The sequence below is a fragment of the Burkholderia sp. BCC1988 genome, assembly GCF_905339895.1.
In the GTDB taxonomy this organism is placed as follows: domain Bacteria; phylum Pseudomonadota; class Gammaproteobacteria; order Burkholderiales; family Burkholderiaceae; genus Burkholderia.
This window is the reverse complement of record NZ_CAJPHA010000004.1, coordinates 173460-196850: the sequence shown is the minus strand read 5'-3', so window position 1 is coordinate 196850 and position 23391 is coordinate 173460. Positions and strand designations below refer to the sequence as shown.

At 62.5% G+C, this 23391-nt stretch carries 15 protein-coding genes; 8 read left to right on the top strand and 7 right to left on the bottom strand.

The genetic code is table 11. From position 1 onward, the window contains the following. Positions 1–379: 379 nt before the first annotated feature. From U4012_RS07555 to U4012_RS07545, 3 genes are all read left to right on the top strand, one after another. Positions 380–9742 (top strand): hemagglutinin repeat-containing protein, encoded by a 9363-nt coding sequence (locus U4012_RS07555; protein WP_321797384.1) that lies wholly within the window; start codon positions 380–382, stop codon positions 9740–9742. Positions 9743–9744: 2 nt separating this feature from the next. Continuing rightward, complete coding sequence (locus tag U4012_RS07550) at positions 9745–10011, top strand: hypothetical protein (RefSeq protein ID WP_321797382.1); 267 nt, start codon at positions 9745–9747, stop codon at positions 10009–10011. A gap of 77 nt (positions 10012–10088) precedes the next feature. After that, the gene (locus U4012_RS07545) at positions 10089–11852 is read left to right on the top strand and encodes a ShlB/FhaC/HecB family hemolysin secretion/activation protein (RefSeq protein ID WP_321797380.1); all 1764 of its coding nucleotides are present in this window, start codon (positions 10089–10091) and stop codon (positions 11850–11852) included. Between the two features lie 187 nt (positions 11853–12039). Here U4012_RS07545 and U4012_RS07540 read toward each other — a convergent pair whose 3' ends face one another. From U4012_RS07540 to U4012_RS07510, 7 genes are all read right to left on the bottom strand, one after another. Next, positions 12040–13305, bottom strand: a complete 1266-nt coding sequence (locus U4012_RS07540; RefSeq protein ID WP_321797378.1) for a helix-turn-helix domain-containing protein — start codon at positions 13303–13305, stop codon at positions 12040–12042. A 183-nt stretch (positions 13306–13488) separates the two neighbouring features. After that, positions 13489–14616, bottom strand: coding sequence for an NAD(P)-dependent alcohol dehydrogenase (locus tag U4012_RS07535; RefSeq protein ID WP_321797377.1), 1128 nt, complete (start codon positions 14614–14616; stop codon positions 13489–13491). 14 nt (positions 14617–14630) lie between these two features. Then, a complete protein-coding gene (locus U4012_RS07530) occupies positions 14631–16103 on the bottom strand; it encodes a benzaldehyde dehydrogenase (protein ID WP_321797375.1) in 1473 nt (490 codons plus the stop codon). Positions 16104–16445: 342 nt separating this feature from the next. Beyond that, positions 16446–16736 carry a hypothetical protein gene (locus U4012_RS07525; protein ID WP_321797372.1) on the bottom strand — a complete coding sequence of 97 codons (291 nt, stop codon included), beginning with the start codon at positions 16734–16736 and terminating at the stop codon, positions 16446–16448. Between the two features lie 126 nt (positions 16737–16862). Further along, positions 16863–17171 carry a hypothetical protein gene (locus U4012_RS07520; RefSeq protein WP_321797370.1) on the bottom strand — a complete coding sequence of 103 codons (309 nt, stop codon included), beginning with the start codon at positions 17169–17171 and terminating at the stop codon, positions 16863–16865. A 335-nt stretch (positions 17172–17506) separates the two neighbouring features. Further along, positions 17507–18145 (bottom strand): hypothetical protein, encoded by a 639-nt coding sequence (locus U4012_RS07515; protein ID WP_321797368.1) that lies wholly within the window; start codon positions 18143–18145, stop codon positions 17507–17509. A 150-nt stretch (positions 18146–18295) separates the two neighbouring features. Next, the gene (locus U4012_RS07510) at positions 18296–18418 is read right to left on the bottom strand and encodes a hypothetical protein (RefSeq protein WP_321797366.1); all 123 of its coding nucleotides are present in this window, start codon (positions 18416–18418) and stop codon (positions 18296–18298) included. 498 nt (positions 18419–18916) lie between these two features. Here U4012_RS07510 and U4012_RS07505 point away from each other — a divergent pair, with 498 nt between their 5' ends. The 5 genes from U4012_RS07505 to benB all read left to right on the top strand — a co-directional run bounded on the left by U4012_RS07505 (position 18917) and on the right by benB (position 23368). Next, positions 18917–20053: a muconate/chloromuconate family cycloisomerase gene (locus U4012_RS07505; protein ID WP_321797363.1), complete on the top strand. Its 1137-nt coding sequence runs from the start codon at positions 18917–18919 to the stop codon at positions 20051–20053. Positions 20054–20098: 45 nt separating this feature from the next. Next, positions 20099–20389, top strand: coding sequence for a muconolactone Delta-isomerase (catC, locus tag U4012_RS07500; RefSeq protein WP_321797361.1), 291 nt, complete (start codon positions 20099–20101; stop codon positions 20387–20389). Positions 20390–20463: 74 nt separating this feature from the next. Further along, the gene (catA, locus tag U4012_RS07495; protein ID WP_321797359.1) at positions 20464–21408 is read left to right on the top strand and encodes a catechol 1,2-dioxygenase; all 945 of its coding nucleotides are present in this window, start codon (positions 20464–20466) and stop codon (positions 21406–21408) included. Positions 21409–21524: 116 nt separating this feature from the next. Next, positions 21525–22883 carry a Rieske 2Fe-2S domain-containing protein gene (locus U4012_RS07490; protein ID WP_124519710.1) on the top strand — a complete coding sequence of 453 codons (1359 nt, stop codon included), beginning with the start codon at positions 21525–21527 and terminating at the stop codon, positions 22881–22883. Then, positions 22880–23368 carry a benzoate 1,2-dioxygenase small subunit gene (gene benB, locus U4012_RS07485; protein ID WP_044843430.1) on the top strand — a complete coding sequence of 163 codons (489 nt, stop codon included), beginning with the start codon at positions 22880–22882 and terminating at the stop codon, positions 23366–23368. The genes U4012_RS07490 and benB overlap by 4 nt, the downstream gene beginning before the upstream one ends. Positions 23369–23391 lie beyond the last annotated feature (23 nt).

The following is a 23391-nucleotide window of genomic DNA, read 5'->3' as shown; positions in this document are numbered from 1 at the left end:
TGGCATGCGTGATTTCGCGTGGCGCCGCACGTGCACGCCGATCTGCCTCCATGCGTTCCCTGATGCTGCGATGCGTGAGCGGAAAATCGCGCGGTTGTGGCGCGCCTCGCTGAAGAGAGCGATTTCGTTGAGATCCTTTCCACGCTGCGGTAATGGGTCGGGGGAGGTTAGCTGTCGGATATATCGTGGAAACTCGAGCAGCGAGGCTCGAGCGCAAGTCAATCAGTCACGTCTGAAATTCGAAATTTGAGTCTCGTTTCGAAGCGTTTGACAATTGTTGACTCGCCAGTGCGAGACGCGCGGTTGTGTTCTGCGAGATGATGTGGTCATCAAATAATCGGTTGTACGCGGGTGTGCGATTTTCGAGTAGACCACAATAATGAACCAAAATAACTATCGGTTGGTGTTCAGCCGCGTGCGCGGCATGCTGATTGCTGTCGAAGAAACCGCCACCGCGTCGGGCAAGGTCGGCGGGGGCGAAGGCCCTGCCGTAGCGCGTGTGTCGCGTGGATTTGCACGATTTGCGTTGCGTTACGCGGCATTTGCCGTACTGGTCGCGGCAGGCGCGACACCCATGTGGGCGAATGCGCAGATTGTCGGCGGCGGTGCGCACGCGCCTTCGGTGATCCAGACGCAAAACGGCTTGCCGCAGGTCAATATTAATAAGCCCGGAAATGCGGGTGTATCTTTAAATACCTATAACCAGTTCGACGTTTCGAAATCCGGCGCGATATTGAATAATTCGCCCACGATTGTCAACACGCAGCAAGCGGGCATGATCAACGGCAACCCGAATTTCGGGCCGAACGACGCTGCGCGGATCATCGTCAACCAGGTCAACAGCAATAATCCAAGCTCGATTCGCGGTTTCGTCGAGATTGCCGGACAAAAAGCCGAACTCATCATTTCCAATCCGGCCGGCTTGCAAATCGATGGCGGCGGATTTATTAATACCTCGCGCGCCGTATTGACAACTGGCGTTCCGTATTACGGAGCAGATGGATCGGTGGCCGGTTTCAACGTGAATCGAGGGCTTGTCACGGTATCCGGATCGGGCCTGAATGCGGCAAATATCGATCAGGTCGACATCATAGCGCGCGCCGTTCAGGCGAATGCAGCCATTTATGCGAAAAATCTGAACGTAATCGCCGGTTCGAATCAGGTTAATCACGACACGCTTGCGTCGACGCCGATTCAGGGCGACGGTGCGGCTCCGGCGGTTGCGATCGACGTCGGCCAGCTCGGCGGTATGTACGCCAACCGCATTTTTCTGGTGAGTTCAGGCAGCGCGGTCGGGGTCCAGAATGCCGGCACGCTTTCGGCGGACGCGGCCGGCATGACGCTCACGACCGACGGGCGGTTGGTGCAGTCCGGCAAGATCGGCGCGCTTGGTAACGTTGCGGTATCGGCCGGCGGCGGCATCGACAACAACGGCACGACTTACAGTCAGCAATCCGTGTCGATGACTACCGGCGCGGACATGACGAATAGCGGCACGCTCGCCGCACAGCACAACGTCGGCGTCAATGCCGGCTCGCTGAATTCCACGGGCGCAATCGGCGCAGGCGTCGACAGCAACGGGACGGTCACGCAAGCCGGTGACCTGCAAGTGACGACGACGGGCCAGTTGAGCGCAACCGGCCAGAACATCGCGGGCGGTAATACGACGTTGCGTGGCTACGGCATCAATCTGGCCGGCAGCAAGACGGCGACGAACGGCACGCTGGATGTGAACGCGACGGCCGGCGATATCAACCTGTCGAACGCGACGACGAGTGCACAGGGCGCGTTGAACGCAACCGCAGCGGGCGCGATCGTCAACGACCGCGGCAGCCTGTCCAGCCAAAGCGGTGCCACGCTGACGGCGGGCAGCCTGTCGAATCAAGCTGGCACGGTGTCGTCACAGGGTGCGCTGACGGTGCGCACGTCAGGTGCGATTTCGAATCGGGCCGGCACGCTGGTATCGCAGAATAGCGCCGACGTGGAAGGCGGCACGATCGACAATCAGCAAGGCATCATTCAGAGCGCCGGCCAAATGAAGGTCGTCGGTGCTTCGCTTCAGAATTCCGCTGGGCGCATTACGTCCCTGAACAGCGATGGTCTGTCGATCACGACCGGCGGCCAACTGACGAACGCAGCAGGCACGACCGCGAACGGCGCGCAAGGCGGCGTGATCGGTGGTGATGGTGCCGTCACGGTTCAGGCCGGCAGCATCGCCAACCAAGGATCGATCAGCGCCGCTACTGATTTGACGGTCGGTGCGCAGTCCATCGACAACAGCAGCGGTTCGCTGACGGCCGGCCAAAATGCGACGATCGATGCCGGCTCGCACCTGGCTAACGCAGCCGGCAGCATTTCTGCCGGCGCGTTGGCAAACGTTCGCGCGGCCAACCTGGACAACAGTTCAGGTTCGATTCAGGGCAGCCAGTTGTCGTTGACGGCGACCGACCTTGAAAACCGTTCAGGCGTGGTCACGCAGACCGGCACGAACCCGACCACCATTGCTGTTTCCGGCACGCTCGACAATAGTTCAGGCACCGTACAGACGAACAGCACCGACCTGAGTCTCACCCCTGCGACGCTGATTAACGACCACGGCAAAATCGCGCATGCGGGTACCGGTACGCTGACCATCGGAACCGGTGCGTTGTCGAATAACGGCGGGTCCATCGCGACCAATGGCGCGCTCGCACTGACCGCCGCCGCTGTCTCGAATCAAGCCGGTACGCTGTCCGCGCAGCGGCAGGCCAGGCTCGATGTTCAGTCGCTCGACAACAGCGTGTCCGGCTACATCGGTGCCGATAGCGTCACGATCAAATCCCAAGGCGCGATCAACAACCGAACCGGTGCGATCGAGTCGAATCACGCGTTGACGATCTCGGCCGACAGCCTGGCGAACGATGGCGGCGCCGTTAAAGCGCTCGGCACGGATGCGCTGTCCGTCACGGCGACGAACGCACTGACGAACACGGCAGGCGGCACGATCGGCGGAAACGGTGACGTGTCGGTTTCGGGTGGCACGGTCGACAATTCGAACGGTTCGTTGCTGGCAGCACAGTCGCTGTCCGTGCAATCGAACGGCCAGCTCGCAAATTCGGCCGGCCTGATACAGGCGAACGGCAACCTGAAGGTTGCGGCGCAAGGAGCGGTGCTCAATAACGGCGGGCAAATCGAGGCGAACGGCGCAACCGCGACGCTCCAGTTGTCCGGATCCAGCATCGATAATAGTGACGGACGAATTGCCAATATCGGTACGGGCGCGACGACGATCGACGGCGGCGCGTCGATCACGAACACGGATGCGTCCGGCAAAGCCGGTGCCGGCACGATCGGCGGCAATGGCGATGTGACGCTGACCGCGCAAACGCTTACGAATGCGCAAGGTGGTCAGACGCTGGCCGGCCACGACCTGACGTTGAATGTCGGCAGCAACGCGAACAATTCCGGCGGTGTGCTGTCGGCCGCGAACAACCTGACGTTCAATGGTGCGAACGCGGCGCTCTCAAACCAGAATGGTTCCGTGCGGGCAAACGGCGTGTTGTCGCTGACGGCTGCATCGATTGACGACACGTCCGGCAAGATCGGCAATGACGCCGGCAGCGGCGGCAGCGTATCGATTCAGACGGGTGCCCTGTCGAACCAGGGCGGCGCGATCGGTAGCGATCAAGACCTCACGCTGATCACCGGCACGCTGTCGGGTGACGGTTCCATCGTCGCGGGTCGTAACGGCTCGATCACGCTCGGGAGCGACTACACGCAGACGGCAGCGAACAGGCTGCACGCGAACGGCAACCTGAATTTCACCACGTCAGGCAAGCTGACGAACCAGGGCGTGCTGGATGCGAACGGCGCGCTCACCGTGAATGCTGCGAACGTCGACAACCAGAGCGGCGCGGATTTGAATTCCGCGAACACGACCGTCAACGCGAACGGCGGCACGATCGACAACGCAGGCCGCATCGAAGGCGATACGGTTACGACCAACAGCGCCACGTTGAACAATACGGGTACCGTCATCGGTGCCAACGTCACGTCGAATGCGAACACGATCAACAATACCGGAGCCGCTGCTGTCTTCGCCGCCGCCAACCAATTGAACCTGTACGCGACGAATCAGTTGTCGAATACGGGCGGTGCGAACCTGTTCAGCGTCGGCGATATCAATATCGCGGCGAACGGTCAGCGCGATGCGAACGGCTTGCTCGCGAACCGCACGCAGAATGTGCTGAACGATCAATCCACGATCGAAGCACAAGGCAACGTCGAACTCGCGGCCGGTACATTCACCAACACACGCCCCGCGCCGACGGTCACGACCGAAACGACTGGCACGACGAGCAAGCACGAAACCAAGCGCCAGAAATACATCGTGTGCGCGACGATGAACGCGGACCCGAACGGCGGCTGCTCGCAGGCAATGTGGGTGAATGGCTATAAGACGCCGCTCACTTCGAGCTATAGCCCGTCGCAGATCGTATCGGAATCGTCCGGACCGAACGCGACCGACAAGGTGCTGGTCGTGAACGTCAACGGCAAGCAGCAGACGATTTACTACAACACGCTGACGACCAACCCGGACGGGTCGGTTACGGTCAACTATTGGGACGCCTACGACCCGCACATCAACTACGTCCCGGATACGGAATACACGACGCGCAGCGACGGCCACAACGGCTATCAACGCGTCGAAATCTGGCGCGATACCACATCCACGACGCAGCAAGACAAGGTAACGAGCCAGGCGCAACAAGCGCAGCTCGTCGCGGGCGGCAGTATCACGATGGCGAACGTCGGCACGATCAACAACGACTACAGCGCCATCACTGCCGGCAAGTCGATTCAGATCGGCAGCACGCAGCAGAACGGCTCTGTGGGTAGCGGCAGTTATGGCGGCACGGTCGTGAACAACGTCGGTCGCACGCTGTATCAGTACCAGACCGACAATATCGTGTCGATGTACGCATGGAACGAAGACACGACGCAGGATCGCGGCACGATCGTTGAACCGACGGTTGTCCATACACCGGTCGCGATCGGCGGTACGGGCGGCACGATCATCGCAAATCAGTCGGTGTCGATCACCGGCCAGAGCGTCAATAACCAGAACGTCGCCGCGCAGAGTTCCGTGACCGGTGCGACGGGCGGTACGCTCGGCAACAATTCCGCCAATCAGGGGGTGTCGGGTAGCACGCTAAACAAGGTCGGCGCGGCAAGCGGTTCGACCACGGTCCCCGCACTTCAATCGGTTGCGAGCGCAACCGGTGCATTGTCGATCACGCTGCCGACCAGCGGCATGTACTCGATCCACTCCGCACCGGGGCAACCGTATTTGGTCGTCACCGATCCGCGTCTGACGAGCTATACGAATTTCATTTCGAGCGACTACATGCTCGGCCAGTTGAACCTGAACCCGGCGAGTATCGAAAAGCGCTTGGGCGATGGCATGTATGAACAGCAGATGGTGCGCAACCAGATTACGCAGTTGACGGGGCGCACCTTCCTGCCGGGCTACGCGAGCGCCGAAGACGAGTATCGCGCGCTGATGACGAATGGCGCGAACTATGCGAAGTCGTTTGGTCTGGTGCCGGGCATGGCGCTGTCTGCTGCGCAAATGGATGCGCTGACGAGCGATATCGTGTGGCTCGTCGACCAGGCCGTGACCCTGCCCGATGGCAGCACGACGCATGTGTTGGCTCCGGTTGTCTACATGGCGCAAACCCATGCGAACGACCTGCAACCGACCGGTGCGTTGATCGCGGCCGATGATGTTGAAATTCATACGACCGGCAGCACGACCAACTCGGGTGTCATCAAGGGCGGTACGAAGACGGTTCTCACCGCAACGGACATCCTGAATCGCGGCGGTACGATTTCCAGCGACAGCAAGAACGGCACGACGGTCGTATCGGCCAGCAGCGATGTGGTCAACTCGTCGGGGATGATTACCGGTAATCGGGTCGCCGTCAGTGCCGGTCGGGATATCGTCAACACGACGCTGGTCGATGCGGTGGGCGCAACCGGTGCATCGGGGGCAAGCAAGGCCAGTACAAGCTTGATCGGCCAGCAAGGCACGATCGCGGCAACGGGTGATTTGTCGGTTCAGGCGGGTCGCGATCTCTCGCTTCACGGTGCGAATCTGTCGGCTGGTGGCGATGCGCTGGTTACCGCAGGCCGCGATATCAACGTCGATGCGGTTCAATCCACGACGAACCAATCGATGTATCTGAACGATCAGCATCATTGGGAAGAATCCACGACGAAGAACGTCACGAGCGGCATCACCGCAGGCGGCAGCTTGGGGATGCAAAGCGGTAACGATACGATGCTCAAGGGTGCGACGGTCACTGCCGGCAAGGATTTGGCGGTGCTCGCGGGCGGCAATCTGACGGCGACGACGGTCACGGATACCGCGAAGCTCGATAACGTCGCGGCGGACAGCAAGACGCGCAAAGAAGTCGATCACAACTACGACGAGCACGCCATTGGTACGCAGTTCACGGCAGGCGGCAATGCGTCGCTCGGCGCGGCGAGCAACGACGCATCGAAAGGCAACGTGACACTCACGGGTTCGTCCCTCACCGCTGGTATGACGAACGGCGTTGAGAACGCCACCGGTACGGCGAACATCGTTGCAACGGGTAACGTCACGGTGAACGAAGCGCGCGAGGAACACGACAAGTACCAGTCGGTGCAGGTTCAGCGCGGCAGTTTCGTCAGCAGCACGAAGACCGATTCGATGACGGACACGCGCGCGAACGTCGGCGTCGGCAGCACGGTTTCGGGCAATACCGTCAACATTCAGTCGGGCCACGACCTGACCGTTCAAGGCAGCACGGTCGTCGGTACGAACGATGTGAGTCTTGCCGCGACGAACAACGTCAATATCACGACGTCCAAAGATTCGGTCACGCAGGACAGCTACTATCGCGAAACGCATTCGGGTATCGGTACAAGCGGTCTGACCGTGAGCATCGGCACGCAGAAGAAGACTGATACGGATCATGCTGCGTCCGTCACGAACAACGCGAGCACGGTCGGCTCGCTCAACGGCAACCTGACAGTCAAGGCCGGCGACACGCTGCATGTGACGGGCAGCGACCTGATTGCCGGAAAGAACCTGACGGGCAGCGCCGCGAACGTCGTGATCGATTCGGCGACGGATACCAGCAACAGGACCCATAGCGAGACAACCAGCAGCAGCGGCGTCACGCTCGGCCTGTCGGGCAGCATCGGCGATGCGATCAACGGTGCGTACCAGCAGGCGCAGGCCGGAAAGAGTGGTGCCGGCGACAGCCGTGCAACAGCCCTGCACGCAATTGCGGCAGGCGGCGATGCAGCAATGGCCGGCTACGGTGCGTACGATATGGCGAAGAACGGCGTATCAAGCGCGTCGAATGCGCCTAGCATCGGCGTTCAAGTCAGCGTCGGATCGAGCCATAGCCGACTCGACACGTCGGAAAACCAGACGACGCAGGTCGGATCGAACGTTAAGGCCGGCGGCACCACTTCCCTGATTGCGACTGGCAACAGCACGCCGGGCAGCGGCAATATCACCGTGTCGGGTTCGAACGTGTCGGGCAACGATGTGTTGCTGGTCGCGAAGAATCAGATTGACCTGCAAAACACGACGAACACGGATTCAACGCGCAGCTCGAACTCGTCGTCAAGCGCAAGCGTCGGTGTGTCGATCGGCACGAACGGTATCGGAGTGTCGGCTGCCATGTCGCGCGCACACGGCGACGGCAACAGCGACGCCGCGATGCAGAACAATTCGCACGTGACAGGTGCGAATAGCGTGACGCTTCTCAGCGGCGGCGATACGAACGTGATCGGTTCCAACGTGTCCGGTCGCACCGTGAAGGCGGACGTTGGCGGCAACCTGAACGTGCAGAGCATACAGGACACGACGTACAGCACGGCACATCAAAGCAGCGTGGGCGGCGGTATTAGTGTCAGCACGATGGGCGGTGGAACCGCAAGTGTCAGCGCGCAGAACGGGCATGCGGATGGCAACTATGCCGGTGTGAACGAACAGGCCGGCATTCAAGCCGGCAGCGGCGGTTTCGATGTCAACGTAAAGGGTAATACCGACCTGAAAGGCGCATATATCGGCAGCACGGCTGATGCGTCGAAGAACACGTTGACGACCGGGACGTTGACGACCAGCGATATTGAAAATCACTCGCACTACGCGGCGGACAGCAATGGGTTTAGTGCTGGCGTAGGCGTGAGCAATACCGGCAAGGCTATCGGACCCGATTCGGTAAGTGGTTCGGGCGGCGTGACGCCGATGATTTCGCAATCGGACAGCGGAAACGAGAACGCAACCACGCGTAGTGGCGTTAGCGCCGGCACGATCAATGTCACGAATCCGGCAGGCCAGACACAGGACCTGGCTAACCTGAATCGCGACACGTCGAACCTGAACGGAACGGTGTCGAAGACGCCGGACGTGCAGAATCTGCTGGATAAGCAGGCCGACACGATGAATGCCGCGCAAGCGGCCGGCCAGGTGGTAGCACAAGGCATTGGGGCCTATGCCGATATGAAACGCGACGACGCCCTTTCCACCGCGAAGGATGCGACGGCGGCAGCGAAGGCTGCAATACAGGCGGGCGACACCGACACCGCTGAGGCATACGCAGCCACGGCGTCGCAAGCGCTGTCCGAAGCGAAATCATGGTCGGAAGGTGGAGATTCGCGTGCACTGATGCAGACAGCGGGCGGCGCGTTGATTGGCGGGCTGGGCGGCGGTAGCGTGTTCTCGACGGTTGGCGGCGCAGCTGGCGCGGGTCTGGCATCGAAGCTCGCACCGCAGACTGAGGCGGTTAGCGATTCGATTGCCGGAGCGACCGGTTCGACGCTGCTCGGCAATGTGGCGAGCAATATTTTGTCGGGTCTCGGGGGCGCGTTGGTGGGTGGTTCAGCGGGTGCTGCGATGGCGTCGAACGTCGGCCTGTACAACCAGTCGAGGGATACAGAGAATAAGGCGTCGAACAAGGAATCGGACAGCCTTGCGCAGCAGGTGATTGACCTCTACAACACCATTCAGTCAGCGCGTAAAACGGGCAGCAATGCCATTAGTTCGGGTGTCAATCTGGCTGTTGGGATGATGCAGAATGAATTTTCAAAATTCATGCATCAGCCTGTCGGTGCGCAGATATCACAAGGTGTTAATCTTGCAGCGGCTACCGCGCTGGGGGCAATGGGCGGCGGCGACCCGATGACGCCGAGCGGCGGCACCGTGTTGGTCACGACAGGTGCGGTACAAGCTGCGAATGCTGCATTGGGCATTTCTGCAGGAAATGCCATGCTGAATAACGGAAACAACAATGGCGGAAAAGGAAATGTAAATGTTGAAGCCGGTGCAACGCCAGATTCAAATGAGGTTCGGGCGGGGCAAGGGTTGGCTGATGCTGGATACGATGTAACTCATCAACCTACGGCATCATCACAGGGTGTTACTGGTGTTCGAACGGCAGACTTGGGAGTGTCGGGCGTCGGGCAAATCGATGTCTATACTCCAGAGAATCTAAATCCTTCGAATATCGTAAAAAATATTGAGAAAAAAGCTAGTCAAGGTGATGGTGTACTTGTGCAGGCCAATTTGTCAAATGGCGACATGGCATCGATCGCAGCTCGGATGTGGGGAAAGCCAAACGCACAAAGCATTCAAACCATATTCTTTCAAAATTCGAACGGTGCTATTTTTAGATTTAATCGGCCGACTAGTGGGAAATGAAAATGCCAAAATTCACTTGTAAATGTGGAAATGTGATCAATCTTTCTGGCGGAACGACTGATGATGAATGGACTCTTGTTCCAGAAAAATCTATCGACGAGATAGGTGATTCATTGGGCGGTGGAGAAATTTTTACTGATGAGAATTTTTATGATGTCATCCTAAAAAATGGAGTTACGGTTTACCGATGTTCAGTATGCGGTCGATTGCATTTAGAAGAGGGTGGTCGAAATAAATTCGTAACGTATGTGAGAGAATCTACAGAATAAGGCGGCGCGATTTCCTATGAGGGCGCAACTTCGCTCAGTCAACGGCGCATCGGGAAAAATTACAAAAAAATAGGTCTATGAAACTGAATAAACGACTGACGGTATTGCCGTTCGTAGCTTTGACGTCGCTCGGGATATACGCACAGCAGGCCCCCACGCCTGAAGATCGGGCCGCTGCCGCGCGTGCGAACGCGGAACAGGACCGGCAGGCACAGCAACAACGCGACGCGCAGCAACGTGACGCGGCGTTGCGTGCCCCTTCCGTGCGGTCGGATGTACCGCGCGCCGAAGCCTATCCGCCGTTGCCGAGCGAAGAACACCCGTGTTTCCATATCGACCGCTTCGCGCTTGACGTGCCCGATTCGCTGCCCGATGCCGCAAAGTCGGCCGGCGCTTCCGCACTGCCGATGGATCGCTTTGCCTTCGCGCGTGAATGGCTCACCCACTACGCGGGCCAATGTGTCGGCAAACAAGGCGTCGATACGATCGTCAAGGGCTTGTCTCGGGAAATCTTGGCGCGCGGTTACATCACGACGCGCGTGTTACTGCCGGAACAGGATTTGGCAACCGGCACGCTAAAGCTTGCCCTGATTCCGGGTGTGATTCGGCACGTCCGCTTCGCCGACGAGAAATTGCGCGGCACGTGGAAGACCGCGTTCCCGACCGGCGACGGCGAAGTGCTGAACCTGCGCGACCTCGAACAAGGTCTGGAGCAGATGAAGCGCGTCAGCAGTCAGGACGTTTCGATGCAAATCGTCCCTGCTGACCAGCCGGGCGAAAGCGACGTGGTGCTGGACGTGAAGCGCGGCAAGCCGTGGACCGTCGTCGCGTCGATCGATAATTCAGGCACACGCGCAACAGGCAGACTGCAGGGCAATCTGTCGATCGGCATCGACAACCCGCTTGCCTTGAACGACGTGTTCAACGTCGGCGTCAGTCAAGACCTCGAATTCGGCGACAAGCGCCTCGGGTCGCACGGCTGGAACGGCTTCTATTCGATTCCGTGGGGCTACTGGACCGCCACGGTTGCGGCGTACACGAACACCTACTATCAACAGATTGCCGGCGTGAACCAGACGTTCGTCGCGAGCGGCAATTCGAAGACGCTGGATTTCAAGTTGGCGCGCGTGCTGCTGCGCAGTCAGAACGATGTGTTCGGTGGGTATGTCCGCCTGTCGCGTCGCTTCGGCGAAAGCTTCATCGAAGACACGGAAATCACGCAACAACGCCGCAACACAACCGTCATCGAATTCGGCCTGACTGATCGTCACTACTTCGATGGCGCGCAGTTCGACGGCACGCTCGCTTATCGCCAGGGTGTCGGTGGTCTCGGCGCGCGGGATGACGTACTCGCGGCCGGTGGTGGCCCGACCTACCGCTACAAGATGGCGGTGGTGGATGCGAATCTGTCGGTGCCGTTTGCGATCGCCAAGCAGCCGTTCCGCTATGTGACGAGCATTCACGGCCAGTACACGGGTAATACGCTGTATTACATCGATGACTTGACCATCGGTAGCCGCTACACGGTGCGCGGTTTCGACGGTGAAACGATGTTGGCGGCAGCACGTGGCCTGTATTGGCGCAACGAGTTGCAAATGCCGATCGGCCAAACGGGCCAAGCGATTTACGCCGGGCTGGACTATGGCCGCGTGTGGGGCCCGCAGCCGGTCGCGCTAGTCGGAACGCAGCTTGCCGGCGCGGTGATCGGCGTCAAGGGCAGCGTCGGGACGCGCTTCGGTGGGTTAGGCTACGACCTGTTCGCAGGAACGCCGATCTACAAGCCGTCCGGTTTTCCAACGGCCCGGGTTACGCTCGGGTTCCAGGTGACGGCGCAGTTTTGATAACGACGCGACGGAGGCGCGCGGCGCGTCGCGGACCGGACGACGCCGGCGAGGACCAGGAACCGACGGTGTTTCCGACCGCGCGGATCGCCGCAGTCTAGTCCGTGAGTCACGAACCGCGTCCCCGCTGTCCGCACGTCTTCGCGATGCCGTGCTCAGTGACAACCTTAATGCGCGGCGTGCAACCTCACGAATTCCCGAGGGTTCCGCATTTCTTGGTCAACGACGACCGACGGAGCGACATCTTCACTTCGCAAACGGTGGCGACTTCATTTTGGTCTACGCGATGCGGCCCGCCAGTCCTGAGCCCCGCCGCATCGAGCCGCCTGAGCTTCGCATAAAGCGTCGTGCGTGAAATACCGAGCTGCCGCGCGGCCGCCGACACATTGCCGTCGTGCTCGCCGAGCGCCCGGCGGATCGCGTCGAGCGACTGTTCGTGCAGGCTCGCCTGAGGGCTGGCGGCCGGCGCCGCATTGCACACGTCGGCGGCTTCTTCGAGCACATCGGCGTGGCGCGCCGTCGTCGCCCGATCGAGCGGCGCACGCACCGTGCGCACCCATACGTGGCTACCATCGTCCCGCGCGATCCGTTGCGGCGTGCGCGCCGGCGTCAGCAGGCGGCGCTGTTGCGCGGGCGTCGCCCCGGGAAACAGTTGCCGGAGATCGACCGGCGCGATCGGCCCTTCGGGCGCGAGGTCGAGCATCTGGCGCGCGAGCCGGCTCACCGCGCGCACGCGGCCCGCTTCGTCGAGCGCGACGACCCCGGCGAGCGGCGTGCCGAGCCAGCGCGGATCGTATTGCACCTGCAGCAGATGGCAGTCGCGCAGCATCGCATACAGCCGCTGCTCGGCGGACAGCGCCGCATGCCGGAACTGCTCGCGCAGTTGCACGACATTGCGCCGGCCGATGCCGGTGATGTCGAGCGCGCCGATCACTTCGCCGTCGAAGCCGACCAGCGGCACCGCGAGACAGAACACCCGCGAAAACTCGTCGAGATAGTGCTGCGCGCCCGCAACGACGGCCTCCGTGCCGTCGTGAATCACGCAGCTTGGCGCGGTCGTGCCGATGTTCGGTTCGACGATCCGGCGGCCGGCGACGATCGGCGTCAGCAGCGTGTCGTCGCATTGCGGGCTGCGCCGCGCATGGATGATCGTGCCGCGCGGATTGACGCAGAAGATCGTCCACTCGCTGCCGCCGAACGCGGCCCACAGCTGCTCGATCTCCTGCGCGACGCAGCGTAGCAGCCGCCGGTCCGCGCGCGGTTCGTCGAACTCGCGCTGCATTTCGTAGCGGGCGGTTTGCCACGGCCGGAGCCCGGCGTCGCGCGAACGCAGCCACGAGCGCGCGACGGCGGCCGGCAATGCTGTTTCCGGCAGCGGCTCGCCCGCCGCGAAGCGGGCGCGGAGCCGGTCGAGGTCGACCGGCCGTGCAAGGGATTCGGGGGCCGTCTTCACGCTGCGCTCCATTTGGGGGTCGAGTGTCCGGGGCCGGGCGTGGCGGCCCGGCGTGTCGCGCGAATGCGTAATATAGCCCGGCGCCCGCAGCGCGGTATTTTCCCGACAGGGGCGCCGCCGATCGCAGCCCGATTGCCGCCCGATAGCCACGATGGCCACCGCTGGCCGGCGGCGCCCCCGCGCTCAATGCGGCAAACGCAGGATCGGCTTGAGCGTGATGCCTTTGCTGCTGTCTTCCGCCGCCTGGTTGATCTGGTCGAGCGGATAGAACTTCACCAGCCGGTCGAACGGAAACCGTCCTTGCAGATGCAGCTGCACGAGCTGCGGAATGAACGTCTGCGGCACGCTGTCGCCTTCGACGATGCCACGGATCGTGTGGCCGCCGAGCAGCAGGCTGTTCACGTCGAATTCGGCCTTGGTGCCGAGCTTCGGCGCGCCGACCACGCCCATCGTGCCGCGCGAGCCGAGCGCATCGATCCCTTGCGACAGCACGGCCGGCAGTCCGGTCGACTCGAGCGCGTAGTCGACGCCGCCGCCGGTGATCTCGCGGATCGCGTCGACGACGTCGACTTCCTTGCTGTTGATCGCGTGCGTCGCGCCGAGCTCCAGCGCCAGTGCGAGCCGCGACGGCACGATGTCGACGGCGATGATGGTGGTGGCGCCCGCGACGCGCGCGGCCATCACGGCACTCATGCCGACCGCGCCGGCACCGAAGCTCGCGAAGCTGCTGCCCGTGCGCACCGCGAGCGAATTGATCACCGCGCCCGCGCCGGTCTGGATCCCGCAACCGAGCGGCCCGAGCAGTTCGAGCGGCGCCTGCGTCGGCACCTTGATCGCGTTGTTTTCGCGGGCGAGCGCGTAGCTCGCGAACGACGACTGCGCGAAGAAATGATCGTGCAGCGGTTGCCCGGCTGCGTCGCGGATCGCGGTCTGTCCGTCCGCGTCGGCGCCGCCGAAGTTCAACCCGAAGAACTGCCGGCAATACGCGCCGTGACCGCCGACGCACGACGCGCAGTGGCCGCATGCGCCGTAGGTGAGCACGACGTGGTCACCCGCGGCGAGCGTCTTCACGTTCGGGCCGACCGCCTCGACCACGCCGGCGCCTTCATGACCGAGCACCGCCGGCAGCGGCACCGGGTAGTACTGGTCGCGCACGATCAGGTCGGTGTGGCACAGGCCCGTCGCGACGACGCGCACCAGCACCTCGTCGCCGCGCGGCGCGCGGATCCGGGCGGATTCGATCGAGAAGGGCGCGCCGGCGGCACGGGCGACGGCCGCGGTGACGGCGCGCGTATCGTTTTCGGTGTACATGGTCGGTCTCCTCGTCAAAGCGGGTAAAGCGGCGCTTCACCCTTGATCGTCAGCCACTGCCACTGCGTGAATTCTTCCCAGTTCGCGCTGCCGCCGATGCTCGAGCCGTTGCCCGATGCGCCGACGCCGCCGAACGGGTTGATCACTTCGTCGTTGACCGTCTGGTCGTTGATGTGCAGCAGCCCGGTGTTCAAGCGCTCGCCGATCCTGAGCGCGCGCCCGACGTCGGCGGACAGGATCGCCATCGACAGCCCGTACTCTGTCCGGTTCGCGAGCGCGATCGCCTCGTCGTCCGTATCGAACGGCACGACGATCGCGACCGGCCCGAAGATCTCTTCGTCGAATGCCGGATTGCCCGGCGCGACGCCGCTCAGCACGGTCGGCTCGAAGAACAGGTCGCGATGGCCGCCGCCCGTCTCGACGCGTGCGCCGGCGCGACGGGCCGTGTCGACCACGCTCGCCGCATGATCGCGCTGCGCGGCATTGATCAGCGGGCCGAGGCCGACGTCCGCGGTCGCGGGGTCGCCCACCCGCAGGCTTTGTGCCTTCTCGACGAGCTTCGCGACGAAGCGGTCGTGAATCGCGCGCTGCACGAGCACGCGGCCGGTCGCCATGCAGATCTGGCCTTGATGCAGATACGCGCCCCATGCGGTGTTGGCAACGGCGCGATCGAGATCGGCGTCCTCGAGCACCATCAGCGAGTTCTTGCCGCCGAGTTCGAGCGACACCTTCTTCAGGTGGCGGCCCGCCGCTTCGCCGACCTTGCGCCCGGCCGCGGTGGAGCCGGTGAACTGGATCATCGCGACGTGCGGATCGGCGACCAGCGCCGCGCCGGCCGCACCGTCGCCGGGCAGCACGTGCAGCACGCCTTCCGGCAGGCCGGCGAGCTCGAACACGCGGGCGATCGCGACGCCGCCGCACACGGCCGTGCGCGGATCGGGTTTCAGCACGACTGCGTTGCCGAGCGCGAGCGCCGGTGCGACCGCGCGCATCGCGAGGTACAGCGGGAAGTTGAACGGCGAGATTACGCCGACCACGCCGCGCGGGCGGCGGCGCGCGAGCGACAGCCGGCCGGCCGCCGACGGCAGCACTTCGCCGGCCGCGCGCGACGGCAGTCCGGCTGCTTCGTGCAGCGCCTTGATCGTGACGGAGGTCTCGAACGACGCCTTCGCGCGCGTCGAGCCGCTTTCGCGCACGAGCCAGTCGACGATCGCATCGAAGTGCGTTTCGGCGACGGCTGCGGCGCGGCGCAGGACCGCCGCGCGGTCGTCGTAGGGCAGGGCGAACCAGGCGGGCTGCGCGCGATGCGCGGCGGCCGATGCGTCGGCGATTGTCCCGGCATCCGCGAGACCGATGCGGCCGAGTGTGTTGCCCGTTGCGGGTTCGATCACGTCGGCCGTGTGCGGGCTCGCGTGCCAGCGGCCGGTGAAGGTCTTGCCGCGCCAGATGTCGGCGTCGAACAGGGCGGTGTTGCTGCTGCTATCCATGTAGTCTCCTCACGAAATTCCGATCGGCCGGAGCGGGCGTTGCGCCGCCCGACCAGCATGCGCGCGAGGGTAGGCGGGTGAGGAGAAGCGGGGCTATACGGGTTTATTCCCACCCGGCGCGGCCGCGCGGATCGGTGGGTCTCTGCGATTTGGTGTGCGGAAACTGAACAGTCGGTGTGGGGATTGTTGGTGCAGTAGGAGCTGCGCCGTGCCTGACAACGCTCATCGCGCGAATCTGTGCCAAGACCTGCGCTCATGTTTTTCCGGATCGGCAGTCACCGACGGTGGATTCAACCGGTCGATGCAACACACAAAGACGCTGGGCAGACGCGCATGCATCGATCACTTGCAGTTCAGATGGGCGACTTGGCGCTCATACCAATCTTGCGGATAAGGAAGGAGATCGTCGTCGAATCGGGATGCGTACTTTCCATAGCCGACGAATTCGTAATAAATACCCATCGCCTCCGCATGTGACGATGCCCAAAACGTCCATATCCATTCACTGCCCGGCTCATTGAGGGCACGGGCGGCATCTCCGGCTGGTCCGTGGGCGATGCATGCGGGTAGAGCGTTGCCGAATCCGTCCGGGCAGAGCCAGACCTCATGCAGGTAACCCAGTGTGTTCTTCATCCAGTACGATCCCTAAGATAACCGGTTCCGATAGATGCGCCATTGTCGGATTGTCGACCATTCTGGCACCGAGTACCAGTGAACGTCCCTGGCCGGTCGGGAAGCTCGATCGTTGTCCAGATCTCGCTATCGCAAATAGCTACCGTCAGGATTGACTGCTTCATCGTCTTTCCTGGAAGGGTAGTATTTCTTCTTCTGCTCGAGTTCATAGAAGAGCGTGCCGTGAATACCGTTCGCTTCCTTCTTCTTCACCGGACGAGTCCATATCTCAGCGAAGACAGCATCCAACGACGCTTCATCGGATCGGTCATAAACCTCGTCGATGAATGCAATGTCAGTCCCCTCCGGAAATATCAAATCAAACTGTTCGTCTGTCACTGCAAAAATGTCATAAACACAATTTTCTGCGCCGTCAATGATCTGAATATTTTTCATTTCTCAATCTGCCTCCAAGCAGCATCTGACCCGCCAGACGCAGACCCATTACGCGCGGCCGCGACGAAGCATGGACTTGAACGACCGCCTCTGGCCGCGTACCACCTCTTACAGTTGCTTCAGCCGTCCTAGTATGTGCTTTCGCTTATCCCTTCGTCTCGCTAGTTGTCGCGAAGGGGGATAGCTCAGATGAGATGCAATCGGCTGGCGCCATCCGGAGGACAGGCTAACCCGGCCCGGCAAATGAATTCGCTTGGAGCGTTTTTTTGATGTCCACTCGGTTATTCGCTTTTGATGCACCCCGTGAACGGATCGCAATTTGCTACCGTCGCCAGTCATGGTGCGTGTTGCTGGCTTGCACCCGCTCGTGCTTTGGCCGCACGAATGTATGCGTCTGTCTGCCACGCCTCGTAACCTAGAAGGAACCCCTCCATGCGTTCAAGTGATTCGTTCCAGCCGGTCACTTGCACCGTATGCCAAATAAGGATATAGGCATCAATCCGCCACGCTTCATTAGGTCGTGCATACAAAACGCGCCTTGTACGGTAGCCATTAAGAATTTCTGTATCGATGTACTCTCTCTTTAGGAATCGTCCATCCGCCACATAGCGGTCGAACAGTCGCTCTGGAATCACGCTGTCGTCTGTCAACGATGGATATTCTTCGCTGAAGGCGGCAAAGGGTTTCATGCCGTCAAGCATCAGCGCAAGCTCCCGATTTGTGTGGGCCTGGTAAGGAAGGTCATCAAGCCAATGACGGGGTCTCAGAATCGCCGAGGCCGACTCTCCAACTGAGAAACCGAAATACGATGAGAATCGAGCCGTCTCGTGCGCGTCCAACTCATAGTCACGGCCTGCGTCAAATTCCTCGTCTTCCAACAAAGAGGAAATAACAGACGAATCTGGCACTTCGATCTGAAAGCTCTCTGCAGGACACGCCGTGTTCACATCAATGGTTTCGAGGATGAATTTCATGACCATATCGAAGCCCCCGAAGTTTGGTGCTGAAGATTGTCGCCAATCTCGCGCCGTCGGTCCAATAACTGCTTGTGGCCGGCTGCTGTCCGATGCGGATGCCCGCGCCCGACCCGGAACGGCCCCACGGTGATCCCGGAAAGCGGTCACTCAATGTACCTCGCCTTCGGCTTGCCACACGCCGAAAACAGTGAACTGGTGGGTGTCGAGCACGCCCTTCTGGAACCTCTGGAGCCAGCCGGGCCCCCAGGTCGCGCCACCCCTCGTGCTCATGCTGACGTCCATAGGCAACGTAACACCTGAATGCCGCGGCATCGCGCCTCCTGCAGCAGCTACGGCGTGTACTGTCAGCTTCTGATGGATGAGGGGCCTCTGCGTCGGGCGTCGATATCCGCGTACCGATGTTTTTCGTTCGTCCGCAGAAACCGACGCCGAAGCCGAAGACCGGACGGCCAACCCCGCGTGTTTCCCCTCAGGAAAACCCTGATCGGCTCAGGCAGCCCACCGGTTTTCAGCCGATTTCCCCCCACCGAAAGCAGCCGCACCGCACCCCCGCCCAAGCAACACCCCGGACACGCAAGACCGCGCTCCAGCAAGCCTCTCAGCCCGCATACCTAGCCAAAAAAGGTATGGTGCGCCGCAATATCAAGCGCATTCAAGCGATTTCCAATACCTCCCAGGTATCAAAAAGCGAGACCAAAAGTATTGGACGCTCCATTTCCCCGCCGCGTATAAATCCGTCCCATGAACTCCCCACACGCAGCGTGCCCCATGTCCTCAGTCACCATCGAACGCATTGAAACCCGCCTCGTCGACCTGCCGACGATCCGTCCGCACAAGCTGTCGGTCGCCACGATGCACGGCCAGACGCTGATGCTGGTGAAGGTGACCTGCAGCGACGGCGTGACGGGCCTCGGCGAAGGCACGACGATCGCCGGGATGGCCTACGGCCCGGAAAGCCCGGAGGCGATGAAGCTCGCGATCGACGCGTATCTCGCACCGGCGATCATCGGCAAGGATGCGACGCGCGTCCAGACGCTGATGGCGTTCCTCGGCAAGCTCGCGAAGGTCAATCATTTCGCGAAGAGCGCGCTCGAAACCGCGCTGCTCGACGCGCACGGCAAGCGCCTCGGCGTGCCGGTCAGCGAACTGCTCGGCGGCCGCCGGCGCGATCGCCTGCCGGTCGCGTGGACGCTCGCATCGGGCAACACCGCGACCGATATCGCCGAAGCCGAACGGATGCTCGACCTGCGCCGCCACAACGTGTTCAAGCTGAAGATCGGCGCGAAGGCGCTCGACGCGGACATCCGGCACGTGGCCGAGATCAAGCGGGCAGTGGGCGAGCGTGCCTCGGTGCGCGTCGACGTGAACATGGCATGGAGCGAAACGCAGGCCGCGCGCGCGATTCCGGCGCTGGCCGATGCCGGCTGCGAACTGGTCGAGCAGCCGGTCGCGTCGGCCGCGGCGCTCGCACGGCTGATGCGCCGCTTCCCGGTCGCGCTGATGGCCGACGAAATCCTGCAGGGCCCGGACAGCGCGTTCGAGATCGCGAAGCAGCACGGCGCGGACGTGTTCGCGATCAAGATCGAGCAAAGCGGCGGCCTGTTCGCGGCGCAACGCGTCGCGGCGATCGCGGATGCGGCCGGCATCGAGCTGTACGGCGGCACGATGCTCGAAGGTGCGTTCAGCACGGTCGCGTCCGCGCATCTGTTCGCGAGCTTCGCGAACCTGCAGTGGGGCACCGAACTGTTCGGACCGCTACTGATCACCGAAGAAATTCTCGCGACCCCGCTCGACTACAGCGATTTCGAGCTGACCGTGCCGAGCGGCCCGGGCCTCGGCATCGAACTCGACGAAGCGAAGGTCGCGCGCTTCACCCGCGACGGGCTGACGAAAGTCGCCCGCTGACCGGCTAATACCCGCGACAACCCGCTCACGTACCAGGACATCACGATGCTTTTCCACGTACGCATGGACGTCAACCTCCCGGCCGACCTGCCGGCCGCGGTGGCCGACGAGATCAAGACTCGCGAGAAGGCGTACTCGCAGGAGCTGCAACGCAGCGGCAAGTGGCGCCACATCTGGCGCATCGCCGGCGAATACGCGAACTACAGCGTGTTCGACGTGTCGGGCAACGCCGAGCTGCACGAGATCCTGAGCGGCCTGCCGCTGTTCCCGTACATGAAGATTTCGGTGACGCCGTTGTGTCGCCACCCGTCGTCGATACACGACGGCGACGTTTGAGCCACGGTGCCGCCGCTTCCGCAACGGCGAGCACCCCGGGTCACCTTTCCCCAAATACACGTGGAGACACCATCATGAGCGTCAAAGTTTTCGAAACCAAGGAAGTGCAGGATCTGCTGAAGGCCGCGTCGAACGCGGGCGCGAACGGCGCTAACGGCGGCGACCCGCGCACGCAGCAGATCGTGCTGCGGCTGCTCGGCGACCTGTTCAAGGCGATCGACGACCTCGACATCACGCCCGACGAAGTGTGGGCCGGCGTGAACTACCTGAACAAGCTCGGCCAGGACGGCGAAGCGGCGCTGCTCGCGGCCGGCCTCGGTCTCGAGAAGTATCTCGACATCCGGATGGACGCCGAGGACGAGGCGATCGGCCTCGACGGCGGCACGCCGCGCACGATCGAAGGCCCGCTGTACGTCGCCGGCGCGCCGGTGCGCGACGGCGTCGCGAAGATCGACCTCGACGCGGACGCAGGTGCGGGCCCGCTCGTGATCCACGGCACCGTGAAGGATCTCGACGGCAAGCCGGTGGCCGGCGCGCTGGTCGAGTGCTGGCACGCGAACTCGCACGGCTTCTATTCGCACTTCGACCCGACCGGCGCGCAGAGCGAGTTCAACCTGCGCGGCGCGGTGAAGACGGGCGCGGACGGCAAGTACGAGTTCCGCACGCTGATGCCGGTCGGCTACGGCTGCCCGCCGCAGGGCGCGACGCAGCAGCTGCTCGACCGCCTCGGCCGCCACGGCAACCGCCCGGCGCACGTGCACTTCTTCGTGACGAGCGACGGCCACCGCAAGCTGACGACCCAGTTCAACATCGACGGCGACCCGCTGATCTGGGACGACTTCGCGTATGCGACGCGCGAGGAGCTGATCCCGCCCGTCACCGGCAAGACCGGCGGCGCCGCGCTCGGGCTGAAGGCCGACGCGTACCAGGACATCGAGTTCAATTTCGTCCTGACGCCGCGCGTCGAGGGCAAGGACAACCAGATCGTCGAACGCCTGCGCGCTTCCGCCACGGCATAACCGCCCGACGGCTCGGCGGCGCGCAGGCGCCGCCGCCGGCCGGGCTCCCGCGAGATTCAATCGATACCGATGCGAGCGTGCTTGCAGGACCCGGCACGCGCACAGGAGGAACCAACATGTCCGCCACGATCGACCCCACCACCGAACTGGACCACCTGCTCGCCACCGCCGTGCAGGACGACAAGGAGGCCGGCATCTTCCGCTGCCGCCGCGACATCTTCACGAACGAGGCGCTGTACGAGCTCGAGATGAAGCACATCTTCGAGCGCAACTGGGTGTACCTCGCGCACGAAAGCCAGATCCCGAACAACAACGATTACTACACGACGTGGATCGGCCGCCAGCCGGTCGTCATCACGCGCGACAAGACCGGCGAGCTGCACGCGGTGATCAATGCATGCGCACACAAGGGCGCGATGCTGTGCCGGCGCAAGCACGGCAACAAGGGCAGCTTCACGTGCCCGTTCCACGGCTGGACCTTCTCGAACACCGGCAAGCTGCTGAAGGTGAAGGACGAGAAGACGACCGAGTATCCGGTGCAGTTCAACACGCACGGCTCGCACGACCTGAAGAAGGTCGCGCGCTTCCAGAACTATCGCGGCTTCCTGTTCGGCAGCCTCAGCGACGACGTGCTGCCGCTCGAGGACTACCTCGGCGAGGCGCGCGTGATCATCGACCAGATCGTCGACCAGGCGCCGAACGGCCTCGAAGTGCTGCGCGGCAACTCCTCCTACATCTACGAAGGCAACTGGAAGATGCAGATGGAGAACGGCTGCGACGGCTATCACGTGAGCACCGTGCACTGGAACTACGCGGCGACGATGGGCCGCCGCAAGGAGGACGGCACCAAGGCCGTCGACGCGAACAGCTGGAGCAAGTCGGTCGCGGGCGTGTACGGCTTCGACCACGGCCACATCCTGCTGTGGACCAAGACGATGAACCCCGAAGTGCGGCCCGTGTACCAGCACCGCGACGAGATCAAGGCGCGCGTGGGCGAAGTGCAGGCCGACTTCATCGTGAACCAGACGCGCAACCTGTGCGTGTACCCGAACGTGTTCCTGATGGACCAGTTCAGCACGCAGATCCGCGTGGTGCGCCCGCTCGGCGTCGACAAGACCGAAGTCAGCATCTTCTGCTTCGCGCCGAAGGGCGAGAGCGACGCCGACCGCGAGACGCGGATCCGCCAGTACGAGGACTTCTTCAACGTGAGCGGCATGGGCACGGCCGACGACCTCGAGGAGTTCCGCGCGTGCCAGGCCGGCTACGCGGGCATCACGGCGATGTGGAACGACCTGTCGCGCGGCGCGCCTCTGTGGATCGACGGGCCGGACGAGAACGCGAAACGGATGGGGCTGAACCCGCGCATGTCGGGCGAGCGCAGCGAGGACGAAGGGCTGTTCGTGTGCCAGCACGAACACTGGGTGCACGTGATGCGCGATGCACTGAAGCAGGAACGCGGGGAGGTGGAAGCATGAACATCGATTACCGGACCATCTGCGCGGCGCTGTATCGCGAAGCGCGCCTGCTCGACGACCGCGAGTGGGACGCGTGGCTCACCTGCTACACGGAAGACGTCACGTACTGGATGCCCGCGTGGGACGACGACGACCGGCCGACCGACGATCCGCACAGCCAGATCTCGCTGATGTACTACGCGGATCGCGGCGGCCTCGAGGATCGCGTGTTCCGGATCAAGACCGAGCGCAGCGGCGCGTCGACGCCCGAGCCGCGCACGAGCCACAACGTGACGAACGTCGAGGTGCTGGCCGAGCGCGACGGCGAGGTGGACGTGCGCTACAACTTCCACACGCTGAACCACCGCTACCGCGTGACCGATCACTTCTTCGGCACGATGTTCGTCACGTTGCGCCAGGTGGGCGACGCGCTGCTGATCTCGAACAAGAAGATCGTGCTGAAGAACGACTACATCCGGCAGGTGCTCGACGTGTACCACGTCTGACGCCGATTGTTTCGACCAGTAAC